Source organism: Rickettsia canadensis str. McKiel, assembly GCF_000014345.1.
GTDB lineage: Bacteria > Pseudomonadota > Alphaproteobacteria > Rickettsiales > Rickettsiaceae > Rickettsia > Rickettsia canadensis.
This window is the reverse complement of record NC_009879.1, coordinates 566967-583557: the sequence shown is the minus strand read 5'-3', so window position 1 is coordinate 583557 and position 16591 is coordinate 566967. Positions and strand designations below refer to the sequence as shown.

The window sequence follows — 16591 nt, the reverse complement described above, 5'->3', positions numbered from 1 at the left end:
AGCTTAGGTGTCATACCCTTTGGCTTGATCACGGTATCCAGAAAAACAATTTATAATACTAATTAAGCTGGACCACATGATCAAGTTACGGTGGGGTGATAGAAGGGAAACTAATCCATGCAACAAAGCCGACTCAATCGCGGGATTTTCAGCCTTTTTAAATTTTTTTATGGATACTGTGGAGAGGCTACAGTATGACACTCAGTACTTTTTTGAGTCATGCAACAGCAGTAAATATTCTCACTCTAAATAAATCACAATAATACATAAAAAATAATATGAGTTTTTCAGATAACTTAGCAAAAATTGTAGATAAATATGAAAATTTAGGCAAAAAACTATCTTCCGGTATTATGGGAGATGAATTTGTTAAAGCATCTAAAGAATATGCCGAACTTGAAGAGGTTGTAGAAAAAATTAAAGAATATAATAAGGCTAAATCTGAGCTTGAAGAAGCAAATAATTTTAAGCTAGAAGTGGGACTTGATAATGCCACTTTAGAAATGATTGAAGACGAAATACACACTCTTGAAAATTCGTTACCAAAACTTGAAAGAGCTGTAAAAATTGCTTTATTACCGAAAGACGAGGCGGATAGTAAAAGTGCTATTATTGAAGTTAGAGCAGGAAGCGGCGGAGAAGAAGCAGCACTTTTTGCTGCCATACTTTTTAATATGTATCAAAGATATGCAGAGTTAAAAGGATGGCATTTTGAGATATTAGCAATTGTAGATACAGGTATAGGTGGTTATAAAGAAGCATCGGCATCAATCAAAGGCAAAGATGTATTCTCTAAGCTTAAATGTGAGTCAGGAGTTCATAGAGTACAACGAATACCTGAAACTGAATCGCACGGACGCATCCATACTTCAGCTGCGACTGTTGCCGTCCTTCCTGAGGTAGAAGATGTTGATATTAAGCTTGAAGATAAGGATTTAAGAATCGATACTTATAGATCTTCAGGGGCTGGCGGACAGCACGTTAATACTACCAATTCTGCCGTACGTATAACCCATATCCCTACCGGTATTACTGTAGCTTTGCAAGATGAGAAGTCGCAGCATAAAAATAAAGCAAAGGCATTAAAAATTCTACGTGCTAGAATTTATGAAGAAGAACGACGTAAAAAGGAACAAAAAAGAGCCAATAATAGACGAGGGCAGGTAGGATCGGGAGATCGTTCGGAGCGGATACGTACTTATAATTTCCCTCAAGGAAGAGTATCCGATCACAGAATAAACTTAACACTTTATAAAATAGACGAAGTAGTTAAAAATGGACAATTAGATGAGTTTGTTGACGCTTTAATTGCAGATGATGAAGCTAAGAAACTTGCGGAGATATAAGTTTAGCTCGATGTCATACTGCGGCTTGACCTTGGCATCCAGGAAAAAGCAGAAAAAGATTATTATATAAGTTATATTTCTGAACCACCGTGGTCAAGCGAACTAGGTGACACCTAGATGTTTTTTATTATCAAAAAATGGATACCGTGGCTTTTACCATGGTATGACAATGTAAAATGAAACCACGAGCATCTATAAACGGTAAAATCTGGCAGCAGAAAGTGATTAACGAAGATATAGTCATGGAATTATGTCGGAGTTTTAAAATTAGTGATTTACTTGCTAGAATAGTATCATTAAGAGTAAACAATCTAGCAGAAGTAGAAAATTTTTTGATACCGAAAATCAAAAATTTATTACCTGATCCTTTTCATCTACTTGATATGGCTAAAGCAGTAGATAGAACTGTTAAAGCTATTTTAAATAACCAAAAAATATGTATCTTTGCCGATTATGATGTGGACGGTGCTACTTCAGCTGCTTTACTTAAAAATATCTTTAGAGATTTAAATATAATATGTGATATTTATGTTCCTGATCGTATAGCTGAAGGATACGGTCCAACTCCTTTTGCTATACAAAAAATTAAAGATAACAGCACTGAATTATTAATTACGGTTGATTGTGGTACTATGGCACATGAAGCCCTAAAATATGCAAAAGACATTAGCCTTGATGTTATAGTCATCGATCATCATATAGCTACGGAAATATTACCAGATGCAGTAGCTATAATAAATCCAAATCGTATTGATGAAAAAAGCGAATATAAACATTTGGCAGCCGTAGGAGTTGCTTTCTTATTTGCAACTGCCATATTATCGAACTTAAAGCAGCAGAATTATTTTACAAAATCTCCTCAACCTAATTTAATAAACTATTTAGATTTAGTAGCTCTTGGTACTGTTTGTGATATGGTAAAACTAACAGGGATAAATCGTGCGTTTGTAGCAAGCGGATTGAAAGTAATGCAACAAAGGCAGAACATAGGGATTAAAACATTATATGATATAGTAGGGCTTAATGAAATACCGAAATGTTATCATTTAGGTTTTATTTTAGGTCCGCGTATCAATGCAGGCGGTAGAGTAGGGAAGTCAAGTTTAGGTGCTAATCTCTTATCTACTAGCTGTTCTAATGAAGCAAGCAAATTAGCTGAAGAACTTGAAAAGCATAATAATGAGCGTAAACTCATTGAGTTATTAATGATAGAAGAAGCGATGGAAATTGCTTGGACACAACAAGATAGTAGTTTATTATTTATTGTAAAAGAAGGATGGCATCCAGGTGTTATAGGAATCGTTGCTGGTAGGCTCAAAGAAAAATTTGATAAGCCGGTAGCGGTTGTGGCTTTAAATGACGGAATTGGTAAAGCTTCATGCCGTTCTATTACAGGTATTGATTTTGGAGCTGAAATTATCAATGCTAAAAACCATGGTTTACTAATAGCAGGAGGCGGACATACTATGGCAGCAGGTTTTACTGTAACTGCTGAAAAATTACAAGAATTACAGGAATTTTTAAATAACGCCTTTAGAACTAGTATAAATAAGCTAGAAAATTATAAGCAAGTAGAATATGATCTTGACCTGAGTCTCAATAGTATTAATTTACATTTAATGGAAGAATTAAGTAGTATAGAACCTTTTGGACAAGGTAACCATGAGCCTATATTTAAATTTGATAATTTATTTGTATTAAAAGCATATATTGTCGGAAGTAAACATATTAAAGCCTTGCTTGTTCATAATACACAAGGTTCTGGTAGTAAAGCTTTATCTGCTATCGCTTTTAATTCGGTAGGCACTGCTTTTGAAGAAGTGTTATTAAGTCCTAAAGCAAAAAATATTGCCGCAATAGGAACGTTAAGAACAAGTAACTGGCAAGATAATTATACTATTCAATTAATTATAAAAGATATAATAACAACTTAAATAATATTTATGCACAATACAAAGAAAACAAAAAATACTACAATTTCTAAAGATTTAGCAGAAGTACAAGAACATTATCAAGATTATCCATATCCGTTTAGGGATCCTAATCAAGAAAAAGAACGTTTACTTGTTATTTGCGGTGAATTTCTAGGAGAATTGAACCATTTTCTATATAAAGGAAAAGAAAATTTTAATAATAATTTTAGATGCTTAATAGCCGGCGGCGGCACAGGTGATTCAACTATTTACCTTGCTGAGCAGTTAAAAGATAAGAATGCCGAAATAATATATCTAGATTTTAGTAAACCTAGTATGGAAGTAGCACAAAAACGTGCAGAAGTACGAGGTCTTAAAAATATTCAATGGATTAATGATTCCATACTAAATATACCTAATCTAAAACTTGGCAAATTTGATTATATAAATTGTACCGGCGTACTTCATCATTTAGTAAATCCTGATGCAGGTTTAAAAAATCTAAAAGACTCTTTAAAGCCAACCGGTGGTATGGGTTTAATGGTGTATGCTAAATACGGACGTACTGGTGTTTATCAAATTCAGGATTTAATGAAAATGATAAATAAAGATACTAAAAGCCGTGTCGAAGAAGTAATGAATGGGAAATTAATTCTAGATAACCTGCCTGCTACTAACTGGTATAAAAGAGGTTGTGAGTTATTTTCTGATTACCAAAATTTCGGTGACGTTGGAGTTTATGATATGTTCCTGCATAAGCAGGATAGAGCATATTCCGTTCCTGAGTTATATGAATTCGTAGAAAAAGCAGGCTTAAATTTTGTTGATTATCTTGATCCTTTGGAGAAAATTTTATTAAGACCGGAAAATTACATAAAAGATTTTTCACTTCTACAAAAAGTTAAAAAGATGGATAAAGTAACTAGGGAAGCAATTTCTGAAATACTTACCGGCAATATTATTAAACATTCATTTTACGTATCAAACCAAAAAGATAGTGTAGCCTCGCTTGATGACCTTGATAATACACCTTATTTTTACAATATTGCTAATTTTGCTAAACAAATTTATGAACATTTAGAAGCAAATCCTTCAACAATAAATGGTGCTATTAATTTTACTATTAATAACGGAGTGTTAAATAATGTTAATATCTCAATGTCAATATTTAGAAGTACTAAATATATTTTCAAATATATAGCAGAAGAGAAAAGTTTAAGAGAAATATTTGATGCAGTACGTAGTGAATTAAATCAAGAAATAAGCAATGAAGCATTATTAAACGAAGTTAAAAATGTATTCACTCCACTACTTAATACAAATTTGTTATTGTTAAAATCAAAGGATTTGTAAAACTTATTATACTAAGATTTAATTAGCATTGTTGCATGGATTACCCAAGTCATCATTGCGATGATCCATAGGCAACGTGTTGCAATCCAATAATAAAGCAATACTGATTTTCAGTATTGCTTATACTGGATTGCTTTGTCAATTACTTACAGTATTTTCCTGGTAATAACGAGGAAACAAATGAGGAAACAAATCATAACCTATTATGTTCAAATAACTTGACAATGGGCTATTACATTGTTAATATGCTTTCACATACATTTTTATAGGGTCTGTAAACATTCTAAAAGATTTAATTTTTGTTAAAAAAACTAAATCAAATAGGAGTTTTTATAGAACCTAGGCTTTTAAAACTAACAGAATAAATAATTCTTCAAACCGCAAGAATAAATAAATTTTGTCTAAAAATCTAATTTGATCCCTAATTTAAATAAGTTATTACTTCCTTTAAACTTAAGGTCATTAAAGTTTTGCTAACTCAACTCTTTCAATTATAATCTATTAATAATAAAATAATGAACACAACTAACAAAAAATCTACAGAAGAACTTAATAATTCGGAATCCAATAACAATCATAATAATTTTGCAGAAAATGGTAATATTATTAATTTAAAACAATTAAAACGTAAATTACCAGAGGAACTACAAGTTCAAGCAGAGGAGTTGAAAATTGAAAATATTAATTCATTACTTAAACAAGAATTAGTTTTTGCAATTTTAAAAAAATCTGTAGAGCAGGGTGGTTTGATAGTTGGAGAAGGAGTACTTGAGGTATTACCTGACGGATTTGGTTTTTTACGTTCGCCGGAAGTAAACTATCTAGCAGGTCCTGACGATATTTATATTTCTCCTAGTCAGATTCGTCGTTTTGGTCTTCGTACCGGTGATACGGTAGAAGGTCAGATCAGAGCACCAAAAGCTGGAGAGCGTTATTTTGCTTTACTGAAAGTTAATAGAGTAAATTTTGAAGACCCTTCTAAAGCTTATCATCGTGTTCATTTTGATAATTTAACCCCATTATATCCTGATAAAAAATTAGGATTAGAACTTGAAAACAATAGTAAAGATACTAAGGATTTTAGTACACGGGTTATTGAACTCGTCGCACCTATGGGTAAAGGGCAGCGTGCATTAATAGTAGCACCACCTCGTACAGGTAAAACCGTATTATTACAAAATATAGCACACGCTATTACTACTAATAATCCTGAAGTATTTTTAATAGTGCTGCTAATAGATGAAAGACCTGAAGAAGTAACAGATATGCAGCGTTCGGTACGTGGTGAGGTTGTGAGCTCTACTTTTGATGAACCAGCAAGTAGGCACGTACAACTTGCAGAAATGGTTATTGAAAAAGCTAAACGTTTAGTAGAACATAAAAAAGATGTAGTAATTTTAGTAGATGCGATAACACGTCTTGCTCGTGCTTATAATACCGTAGTACCGTCATCTGGAAAAGTATTAACTGGCGGTGTTGATGCTAATGCACTACAAAGACCAAAAAGATTTTTCGGAGCAGCAAGAAATATTGAAAACGGCGGTTCACTTACTATAATCGGTACAGCTCTAATTGAAACCGGTTCTCGTATGGATGAGGTAATTTTTGAAGAGTTTAAAGGTACAGGTAATTCCGAGATAGTTCTAGATCGTAAGATTGCCGATAAGCGTATTTATCCGGCAATTGATATAACTAGATCAGGAACTAGAAAAGAAGATTTACTAGTAGATAAAATAATATTAAATAAAATGTGGGTTCTTCGTCGTATTATCGATCCAATGGGTAGCAGTGAAGCAATAGAATTTTTACTCAAAAAACTTGAAAACACTAAAACTAACGGTGAGTTTTTTGAGATGATGAAGAGCCCAGAGCGTCCTAAGAATGGTTTATAATTAATTTATAACGGTATTGTTGCAGATATCAAATCGTCATTGTGAGCAGTCATTGTTATGTTGATCAATTGCCTGATCATCATCCTGCAACTTTGATCACGGAATTCAATAATAGTATTTTAAGTTGTTTTTATATACCTTGGAGTTGCACTATATGACACCAAACTTGTTTTTCGATCCATGCAATAAAGCCAATTGTTCCTTGCAATGACATTGATTGTACTAATAAAAAATATAAAAAATCATGAATATATCATCTGATTATTTAATTGAAAGAAGACAAATAAAATCCCGTCTGTTAATTTGGAAGTTAGCTGCTATTATTTTGATTGCTATCATATTCTTACTAGTCGGTAAAGATTTTGCTCCAAAAGAGATTTTTCCTATTACCGGTAATGAGGATTATATAGCTTCTATATTAATAGACGAAATAATTTTTGAGGATGAAAAGCGTGACAAGAAGCTCAAAAAAATAATCGATGATTCTCATATTAAAGCGTTAATAGTTAATGTAAATTCTCCTGGCGGTACAGTAGTCGGTTCTGAAAAAATTTATAATATTCTGCGTAAAATATCTGAAAAAAAACCGGTAGTAATAGTTATGGGGACGATGGCAACAAGTGGCGGTTATTTAATCTCTCTCGGAGGTGATTATATTATTAGCCATAACGGAACTATTACAGGTTCAATCGGTGTAATATTACAAACAGCCGAGATAACGGAGCTTGCTCAAAAGTTAGGGATTAAGTTTAATAATTTTAAATCAGGTGAATTAAAAGCTGCTCCAAATCCTACCGAAAAACTGACACAAGCAGTACGCATAGCTATTATGGAAAATATTGAAGATACATATGATTTTTTCCTTGAACTTGTTTCAGAAAGACGTAATCTTCCTATAGAAGAAGTAAAAAAACTGGCAGATGGACGGGTATATTCAGGTCGTCAAGCTTTAAAGTTAAAACTTGTGGATAGCATAGGTTCAGAAGATACTGCATTAAAGTGGCTACAGGAAGTTAAGAAAATTAATACTAATTTACTAGTTAAAGATTATCCATTAAAAGCAAAACCCAAATTAGTGGAAATGATTTTTGAAGATTTTGGTAGTATCACTCCTAACTTTTTTAAAAACAATTTAAACGGAATCAAAGCAATTTTTCAATAATGGTTACAAAAGAAGATGTTAAAAAGTCAGTAGATTTAATTTTGGATTATTTATCTTTTCAAGATCAAAAACGTATCGCAATCAGAAATTTCAGTAATGTCTCCATATGCAAAATTTATTACCAAATGCCTAAAAATTTAAAGTGATATCATGGTCTAAATATTAGTACTATAGAGAAGTTGACAATAATAAAAACATGATAGTACATAATAATATTTTTTCCATAGCCCTTCATAGTCAAGATTTAGAACTCTTTTAAAAAATATTGTCAATGGGAAGCTTATTATCCAAACACTCTATGGCCAATGGGCAATATAATTCCTTTTTTCAAGAATTATATAATTACTTAAATGATAATAAACTCAATATGCACTTCATGCCTAGTAATATTAACAAAAAGTATGGGTGAATACTATCGTTTTTATCAAGAAGTATATGCTATATTGAGAAGATATTTAAAAAAAACGATCTAATGATCAACCTCTACGTAGAGGGGGATATTAAGACACTTTAGAATTATGATAAGTCTAAAAGGCTAAAATAGAAAGAAGCGAAGATGGACTTAATTTAAATTATGCCAAATTGAATTTTTATTAAGAGTCTTTAGATTATTACTTAGAGGTTTATATAGGGCAATAAAATTTACATCTCACTTGACATTATACTAATAGGTAAATATCTTATAAGTATAAAATTAAAATAGGGTAATTTATGATAAGATATTTAATAGTTTTATTTGTTTCTATAGCTTTAATTGGCTGTAACGGTCAAAAAACTACTCAATCAAAAGAAGTAGTAGAACTTGACGGTGATCCAAACTATTTAATTATGAAAACAATAGATAATACTAATAGAAATATTTATAATACTACTTCACAGATTCCAAGTACTCCAGTTAGCATAGGAAGGCTTTTTATTATCTCTTAATTTTGAGTCGTTAGCTTTTTAGGGTTACAGCTAAATCTCAATCACTTTAGACAAGATAAATTAAAAGGTAAGGCTTGTGTGGTGGAACCACAGGCTTGTTTTGCAAAATTCACCTATATCAAGTGATTGAGATGACGCTGTAACTTCTCTTATATTTCTAAATGAAATAAATTTAACAAGCTTTTTGGTATGATGAAATCATGGATTATATTAATAACGTCCTTGCTAGGCATGAAAATAAATCTTTACTCAATTTAGCATTAATAATTCATCTGTAATAAATCTAAATAAACTTAAATATCAACTAGTTAATGTTCATTTAAAAGAAAATAGAAACAGAAAACTATCAACAATCGGTATAAATACTACATGATCAGGCTTGTTGATACGGCAAATTTTTCTAAACGTTATAAAACAAAGCAAATAAAAGAAGTAATATTAATTGGTTCATGTAGTGGAGATATTTCATCAGAGCGTGCTAAATGTTACTTAGAGACAGTATCGTTTATAAATAATAAGGGAGAGATTATAAAAAAGAATGTAGAAGGCTGGCTAATAGGGAGAAGATATGGTAAAGGGCATAGTAGTTGATAAATTCCTCAGATATCGCAAGAATGGCAGTACTTAATGGGGTACTTGGCAGCATAGCTCAGTTTTTTCAGAATCAAGCAACTAATGGTATTTTTCCAATATCGTCAATGACCCCGGTCAACAAAATGCTCTCAAAGCTCAGTACGCATTAAAAGCAGGGGTGTACCCTTAGCGGAAAAAAATATGGTGGTTGTTTTGTTGTTGCCGTGCAGAATATTTATCAGTTAGATGAAATATATGGTTTTCCAGGAAGTAATTTAATGCTTGATCTATTTGACAGTAAATTTATCTTCCGAGTGTAAGTGACCAGCAAACAGCTCATAAATCAGCTTTAATGCTTGGTAAGCAAGAAATTATTGAAACCCAAGAAAAATCATCTCATACGGAACTAACCTCCATGCGTGATGGAGTTAATATGAATCACCTAGAGAGAAGAAAATTATTAGTCATGCCATCTGAAATTATGAATTTACCAGATCTTACATGTTATGTAAACCTTGCAGGTAATGTTCCGATTACTAAATTACAAATAAATCTACAAACTTGATTTTAATGCAAAAATATAAAAAGCTATTTTAATAGCACTTTTAAAAGATTTTAAAAGAATTTAACTAAATACGAAAAATCTTATTATAATACCCCTTAAAATCGCTCATTGAGGATTATAAGTTTTGCATGTAAGTAGTATGTAATAAATTTTTTTACTATTTCAGAATTTTTATATAAATTTCTAAATAGCACAGTAAATTTTACAATTTACAAGAAATATTGTTTACTCTAAAGAACTAATAAAAACTTTTAAAATGTTAGATTAACATATCTAGTAGGCAACATAATGTGTTAAAAATGGTGTAATGAATATTGCTTAATATATCAACACAGCATATCAGAAAAATAATTAGGATATAATTGTATTAGATATACGACTGATTCATCATCATAGTAAGATATGAAGATTGTATAGCAAATCTTGACTTCCCCTACACGTTATACCCACAGTCAATATCACTAAAAACCTTAGTTTAAAGCTTATTGTTAGCAGAATGTTTTATCCTTGATTTAAAATATTCTTCTGTGATCCATTAGACCAAGACAAAAAGCATTAGTTGAGCAGATGAACTCTATAATTCATAAAATTTTACCTAATTGGTAATAGAAAATTATATAAACCTCATAGTAATATAAAAAATGAACTAATAAAAGTGTTTAAAGCTGCATCAAAATAGATAATTAAGTTAAATTAACTACATTATGTCACTTAGGTGATAGTGAATTAGAAAAAGATATTGACGAATTTTTAGACAAATTAATATGAGTTAGTGGGCATTAGTGATCTAGAACAATGTATTAGAGTACAAAACCAAGATAACATAAATCAAATAATCCCTATAGAAACATTAGTACAACTTATTAAGAATGAAGAAGTTACGATAGGAAGTCGCAGCACCAGACACAAGTGATTTAGCAGGGGCATATGCACAATTATATCAAGATATTAATATAGAAAAATTGATTAACAAATGGATCGGAGAAAAGTAAAAGTTTTATTGATAAACTCAAATCATTTTTTGATACAGGGCTACAGGTTCATAATATCGACCAAAATCAGATAAGTGATTTTCATCCAGATACTAAACATAATACCAGAATATTACTAGATGATGATCAATTGCAAGACAAGCATTTTAAACAACTATGTCGAGTGAATTCAAATAAGAAAATTTATTGGATTAGTCTAAGTCTAAAAGATTGCAGTGATAATGCATCACAATTTCTTTTACAACAAATTTATAATCCTGATTTTTATGTAGATAGACAATTTAATCATTTAAAAAATTATTAAAGATGATATAAATTACAACCAAAGAGTGATATATTTTTATTTACTGGTGTGGATAACCAAGACGATTTGTTAAAGCTTTTCCAGCATATAACAGAACATTAACACACAAAATATGGATGGTTATTATACAAGTGTAATAATAGCAAACGAGAGTAATAGAGAATCACAGTTTGATCAATTAGTAGCACACAATATAAAAAACTTATTCATTGGTTAAATATATAACAAAATAATGGTAATATGCAGATAGTGTTGATTAAATCTCGTGGTACATTAGATAATTTGTGTAAACATATCGATCATGAAAAAAGTATCAAACAAACTTTAGAAAAGGATTTTATTAACGATATAAAGGATAAAGAGACTACCATCATCGCAGATGATCCAAGAGGGTATGGGCAAATTACTAGTTTAACAAAATTATGTACGTTACAATACGATTTATGGTCTGAAGTCAAATCAATGTTTCAATCATATTGGGTAATAAGCGCTGATCTAAAAGATCATATATCAACAATCGGCAGGACTAATTCTTCTAATATTAAGATTGATGATATAATTAACTTATGGTTAGAATCTGATTCAGATACCACATGCTTGATGCAACCCTTATTATTCATAGCTCTAACTCTCTAATGTGTGCAGGAATAACCTCAATGTAGTTAAACTTGAATGACCTGTCACTTATTAACATATACTCATAACTTATGCCAACAAGAGAACATATGGAGCATTAATATCATAAACTATTACCTAATTTTGGTGATTATGCTGATATGATTTGCTATCATAGCCACAGCATATTTTCCTTGGTAAATAATAATTATACCAAAACAAGATAGGGCATGTTCCAGAACTATCTATGGAAGACTCATATTTACTCCATCACTGATATATTAACATTATTACATATTTTAGTTATTTAGTTGCGTTATATTTAAACCACTAAGATATTCTCTAGACACTTTAACTTGCTTCAGTAAGTAAAATGTCGTTAGTATAAACAAATGCAATAAGCATGAATAAACCAATTTATACGCTGTTTCTTTATAAAAAATAGACAGCACTCTATGCATAGGAAACTTACTTGTGAAAAATATTGACATTACTAAACCATCAATAAAAGCATGTGATAACAAACTTTTAAAATTCCTTGTTAAGAAGCTATGTTGTAATTTGCGCTTTAGAAAAAAAATTAAGCTAATATATGAAGATATAAATACTGATAATAGAGAAGCAAATATTAAGCCTGTTAATGGCTCACCGTAAATGTAGTATTTCATGTTATATAGTATAGCAAAAGCAAAGCTGGCACTGGTGCATAGTATTACACTTTTGATTGCTTTTTTATAACCTTGTGATTCTGATATAATGTTTACCGTAAACGCTAAAAAAGTAAATATTAAAGAACAGTAAGATATCTTACTGTAAAAGTTAAGTAATAATGTTAATACAAATAACACAAAAGTTAATAATAAATACAGCCTATCGTTATTTAAAATTTTACTCATAACATTACCTCTTAGATTAATTTAATAATTAATACTACTGTAGTATTAATTATTATAAATAAAACTTATTTTAAACAATGATATATAAAAAAATATACTATAGTTTAGTAGGAAATACAACAATAAAGTTGAAAGAGGAAGCTATGAATGATCAAAACAAGATTTATAGTAAGCAAGATATTACTGCATTAAAGAAAAAATTATCTTACAAGGCTACGGAAATAGGTACTGCTCTTCTTGGTAGGCCAAATGATAGTTTATCAAATAATTATTACCTGCACTGGGGAAGAAGATGAACAAATAGTAATGGGAATAAAAGAAAATCATATAGACAAATGGTGTGATTTTATTAAAGGAGAAGATTTGTTTACTTGAGTACATAGAGCAAAAATTATAATTTTGCTGAAGCTAAAAAATATTTGCAAGAAACATTTTTCAGTAACAATGAGAAAGAAGTGATAAATCTAGATTTACAACTAAATAAGCAACAAAAAACTGAAAAAAGTTAAAATTACGAAAGCTACAGAATGATATAAAAGGAAGCATTCTGTGTAGTTTAGGCATTAATAATATATCCCTCTGCAAAAGTGGAGAAAAAAAATTATCATTGCAGCTGATAATGATGGCAAAGAAGCAGCAATACCCTAATAACATCATGAAAACTAAGGATAAATTTTAATTGATAAGGGAGAAATAGTATCGGTAGTGATGCCACCTAATAAAGGAGATTTTAATGATGTGTTAAAAAGCAAGTGAGCAAAATCAGTAAGAAAACTTATAGAGCCTGAAATAGCAAAATTGAATAGATAATAGATAGTTAAATTTGCAACAGGTGAGTATTAGTCATGATAGTGATATCAGTAATATTAGGACTAGTGATACTTATAATATATAATATTACAGGAAGTACAAAATGCAATAAAAGCACTAATACGACTTGGAAGTAAGGAGAAGATATCAGGACTGTAATACAAATACATAAAACAAAAGGTATAGAGTCTTTGATTAGTTATAGTAGTACATAGGCTTGTTCTACAAGAATAAAGAAGAAGATATAAGATGATGTACAAATCATACATAATAAATTTGATCCTAATTATAATTATGGTAATAAACTATTTTGTGATATATTGGTTGAGGATTTTAAAGGGAAGAATCCATGCTATGCCAGAAGATTATTTAGCAGCTATAGGAAAAGAGAAACAAGTAATGCAGTATTATAAGCCCAAGCTCAGAAATAGGCAAAGCTATAAAAGTAAGATAAATAAATGTTCTGAGATGAAGATAAATCAAGAAATAAGAGTATAGAGTAAAATGATAAAGAAATTAAAACATGATGCTTTGATTAAGGAAGATTCTCACTGAGAATAGAGTCGCAGAAGTTTTGAGATTATTTTTACCATAGAGAATCATCTGTGGAGGATAATTTAAAGAGGAAGTATAGCAATATAATTTATTCTCTAAGAACCAAAACTAATGAGAAGGCTTTGTTGTCAAAGCCAAAGCATCAGGTCTCAATCCTAACATGATATTGATATATTTTGTTGCCAATTATTTGAATATTGATACAAAAGGAATAGTGATTGTAGAGTACTCATAATGTCTACAGCCAATGCTTTTTTAAATAGCACAAGCATACTGATAGTCTATGACATTGTTAAGACATCAGTCTTTAGTTATCTGGTAATTTCTAAGCAACAAATTATACTCATTCCTCTTGCTGCTCTTTACTATCGATCAGATGGTTGTAGCATCCATCTTCAGATGGACAAACTTTAGTTTAATCAAGTCATAGTCATCCAGTATACAATAAGTAAGAATACTTATTGTATATGATGACTATAACAAAATATGTGAAAGGAAAGATACGGTATATTGTCATAGGTACCAATAGTATTGATAACAAAATACCGATACAAAGTATTTAAAAAACTTATAAAACAGATGGTTCGAGAAATAATAGCTCAAGTTGCAGAAGAAATGAATATCCGAATAGTAAAGTGAGTTTGTACAAAGAGCGAAAGGTAGATCGTCAAGAAGGATATAAAAGGAATTTTTTGAACTGAAAACGAGAGATACTGGGGACAACATTTTTTGGGAAGAGGCTATTTTAGTAAAACGAGTGATCATATTTAGTAATGAATGAATACATTAATAACCACATAGAAAAGCTCATTAGACAACTTCTATTGCTAATATTGGCAAGTATTAAAGGCTTGTGCGCATATGCAACAACTACTTTAGCTAATCAATTTTCTCTGGTACCAGTTGCAAGTAATATCGGGGCAAGTATTACTGATAATAACCTTGCTATGGATAATTATAGTATCGGTAATAGATCTATTGCTCAGCAGAATCTTGCCCCAACATTGCAAATGGTAGGCGGAATTATTGATGCTGGAGGTATGAGTGGTAGGCAGGTACTTACTCAAGCAGCTAACTCGCTGATTAATAATTACCGCTCTTCTAAATTATTGCAGGATAATAGTTATCAATCTCAGTTTATGAGCTTACAAAGTTATCTTGACTCATTAAATAATCGATACAGTGATTTAACTACTACAGGTAATTCTATAGCAACTGAAATTAAGAAAAACACTGGTACTAGTGCAAATATAGGCTTAAAGATACCTAGTATAGGCGAAGTTAACAGTACGAGCAGATAAATGATCAAGGCAAAGAACAAGGAACATCAGTTAATCAACAACAATCATATAATGAAGCATTATCTAAATTAACAACTGCTACTAAAGATGGTAGATTAAGTAATGCAAGCAGCAACGTACAATCATTGAGCAACAATCTAAATAGTAATTTTTCTGAGAATCCATTGGACAAGAAATAGCTAGAACCAAACAAAATATGGAGCAGTTAAGTTATAACATGAATTATATATTACAAAATTCCACATCTATTGATCGAAATTTAAACGAACCAGTATTAAACGCAATAGTTGCTAAAAATTTCCTGGCGTAAGTAGTGTAAAGAGCAAGCATCTATATGGGCTTAGTTCTCATTAAGAAGAGGCAGAGCGTAGCTAAAATTAATAACACTATAACCGCAACGCTTAAATTCTGCTAGTAATATCAATATCCCATCTAAAGAAAGCTTGAGATCAAGTTTTGATCAAAATCACAAACAATTAAATGATCAAGCTGCTATAGTAATAATAACAGCAAAAATGATATTGCTGATAAAAATGTAGAACACATGCTAATTCAGCGCGTAGATAATAATGAGGTAGAAAAAGTAAAGCTGCTTGATCAGTTATCTGCTACAGTAAAGGATAAGAAGAGGAAATTAAAGATGAATTTGATAATATTCCTGAATCAACAATTGTAAGAACTGGCAAGCAAGTAGCAGATAATATTGGTATGAGTGATAATGCCATAAAGAAAAGAAATATTAAATTACTATGCTATAAAAATGAAAATAATTGAGAAGCAATTTATGCAAAACATTAAAAAATCAGCAGTTTTATTTATTTTACCATTAATGTTTTTTAACATTGCTTCTGCAGCCAACTCAACTAATTCTGTTAATAAGCAACCACAAATAGATCCACAGAGTAAAATTCAAGATCCAAATATTTTTAGCTGAAGAATATTTTAATATTGGTAAATCGTTATATAAATTAGGTAAATACGAGGAAGCAATAAGAAATTTAAATCTAGCAATTAAATATAAACAAGATTATGCCTAATAGTTACTTAGAAAAAGCTATTACTGTAGTGAATTTAAATAAACATAAAGAGGCTAAAGAAAATTTTAACTTAGCTCTTAAATACAAACCAAATCTTATAGTAGAATATGAAGCAATAATTAATGCTCTAAGAAAACTTGGTAATAATCTGAGGGCTAATGAATTTGAAGAAAAATTAAAAATACTAAAGAATTATTTATAGGTTGAAATAAATGAAGATTATTTTTGTTAGTGTTAGCAATAATTTTTACTATAGTTAATTACTCATGAGCTACAAAAACCAAAATAATTTTACTCGTGGTTCACAAATTTTTGCTCATCAGAGGAGAATGCTCGTGTAAGGCATGTAT

General features: G+C 30.5%; 15 protein-coding genes and 4 pseudogenes. All 19 read left to right on the top strand.

Annotation, left to right across the window (positions count from 1 at the left end; genetic code table 11):
• Positions 1–278 precede the first annotated feature (278 nt).
• Positions 279–1346: a peptide chain release factor 1 gene (gene prfA, locus A1E_RS02510; RefSeq protein WP_012148691.1), complete on the top strand. Its 1068-nt coding sequence runs from the start codon at positions 279–281 to the stop codon at positions 1344–1346.
• 176 nt (positions 1347–1522) lie between these two features.
• Positions 1523–3280 carry a single-stranded-DNA-specific exonuclease RecJ gene (gene recJ, locus A1E_RS02505; protein WP_012148690.1) on the top strand — a complete coding sequence of 586 codons (1758 nt, stop codon included), beginning with the start codon at positions 1523–1525 and terminating at the stop codon, positions 3278–3280.
• Between the two features lie 9 nt (positions 3281–3289).
• Positions 3290–4612: a class I SAM-dependent methyltransferase gene (locus tag A1E_RS02500; RefSeq protein ID WP_012148689.1), complete on the top strand. Its 1323-nt coding sequence runs from the start codon at positions 3290–3292 to the stop codon at positions 4610–4612.
• Between the two features lie 515 nt (positions 4613–5127).
• Complete coding sequence (gene rho, locus A1E_RS02495) at positions 5128–6504, top strand: transcription termination factor Rho (protein ID WP_012148688.1); 1377 nt, start codon at positions 5128–5130, stop codon at positions 6502–6504.
• 244 nt (positions 6505–6748) lie between these two features.
• Positions 6749–7666, top strand: coding sequence for a signal peptide peptidase SppA (gene sppA / locus A1E_RS02490; protein WP_012148687.1), 918 nt, complete (start codon positions 6749–6751; stop codon positions 7664–7666).
• Positions 7666–7812: an HU family DNA-binding protein gene (locus tag A1E_RS07555; RefSeq protein WP_012148686.1), complete on the top strand. Its 147-nt coding sequence runs from the start codon at positions 7666–7668 to the stop codon at positions 7810–7812. Before sppA ends, A1E_RS07555 begins: the two co-directional genes overlap by 1 nt.
• Positions 7813–8377: 565 nt before the next feature.
• Positions 8378–8593, top strand: coding sequence for a hypothetical protein (locus A1E_RS02480; RefSeq protein WP_012148685.1), 216 nt, complete (start codon positions 8378–8380; stop codon positions 8591–8593).
• A gap of 157 nt (positions 8594–8750) precedes the next feature.
• A pseudogene (locus tag A1E_RS05590) lies at positions 8751–8957 on the top strand (YaaA family protein); the annotation flags it as partial.
• 5 nt (positions 8958–8962) lie between these two features.
• Positions 8963–9350 (top strand): annotated as a pseudogene (locus A1E_RS05585) (TraB/TrbI/VirB10 family type IV secretion system protein); the annotation flags it as partial.
• Between the two features lie 10 nt (positions 9351–9360).
• Positions 9361–9731, top strand: a pseudogene (locus A1E_RS06840) (type IV secretion system DNA-binding domain-containing protein); the annotation flags it as partial.
• A gap of 1536 nt (positions 9732–11267) precedes the next feature.
• Positions 11268–11663, top strand: coding sequence for a hypothetical protein (locus A1E_RS02465; protein ID WP_012148682.1), 396 nt, complete (start codon positions 11268–11270; stop codon positions 11661–11663).
• A gap of 453 nt (positions 11664–12116) precedes the next feature.
• Entirely contained in the window at positions 12117–12296 is a 180-nt protein-coding gene (locus A1E_RS06500) for a hypothetical protein (protein ID WP_196792434.1), read from the top strand.
• A gap of 385 nt (positions 12297–12681) precedes the next feature.
• Positions 12682–12834: a hypothetical protein gene (locus tag A1E_RS02455; RefSeq protein ID WP_231259251.1), complete on the top strand. Its 153-nt coding sequence runs from the start codon at positions 12682–12684 to the stop codon at positions 12832–12834.
• A 1539-nt stretch (positions 12835–14373) separates the two neighbouring features.
• Positions 14374–14706: pseudogene (locus tag A1E_RS07550) on the top strand (transposase); the annotation flags it as partial.
• A gap of 30 nt (positions 14707–14736) precedes the next feature.
• A complete protein-coding gene (locus A1E_RS06495) occupies positions 14737–15204 on the top strand; it encodes a hypothetical protein (RefSeq protein ID WP_231259249.1) in 468 nt (155 codons plus the stop codon).
• 544 nt (positions 15205–15748) lie between these two features.
• Positions 15749–15880 (top strand): hypothetical protein, encoded by a 132-nt coding sequence (locus A1E_RS07105; RefSeq protein WP_012148677.1) that lies wholly within the window; start codon positions 15749–15751, stop codon positions 15878–15880.
• A gap of 84 nt (positions 15881–15964) precedes the next feature.
• On the top strand, positions 15965–16138 hold the full coding sequence (locus tag A1E_RS06160; RefSeq protein WP_012148676.1) for a hypothetical protein: 174 nt from the start codon (positions 15965–15967) through the stop codon (positions 16136–16138).
• Entirely contained in the window at positions 16098–16241 is a 144-nt protein-coding gene (locus A1E_RS07270) for a tetratricopeptide repeat protein (protein ID WP_330932948.1), read from the top strand. The genes A1E_RS06160 and A1E_RS07270 overlap by 41 nt, the downstream gene beginning before the upstream one ends.
• On the top strand, positions 16234–16443 hold the full coding sequence (locus tag A1E_RS06825; RefSeq protein ID WP_012148675.1) for a hypothetical protein: 210 nt from the start codon (positions 16234–16236) through the stop codon (positions 16441–16443). Before A1E_RS07270 ends, A1E_RS06825 begins: the two co-directional genes overlap by 8 nt.
• The last annotated feature ends 148 nt before the right edge of the window (positions 16444–16591 follow it).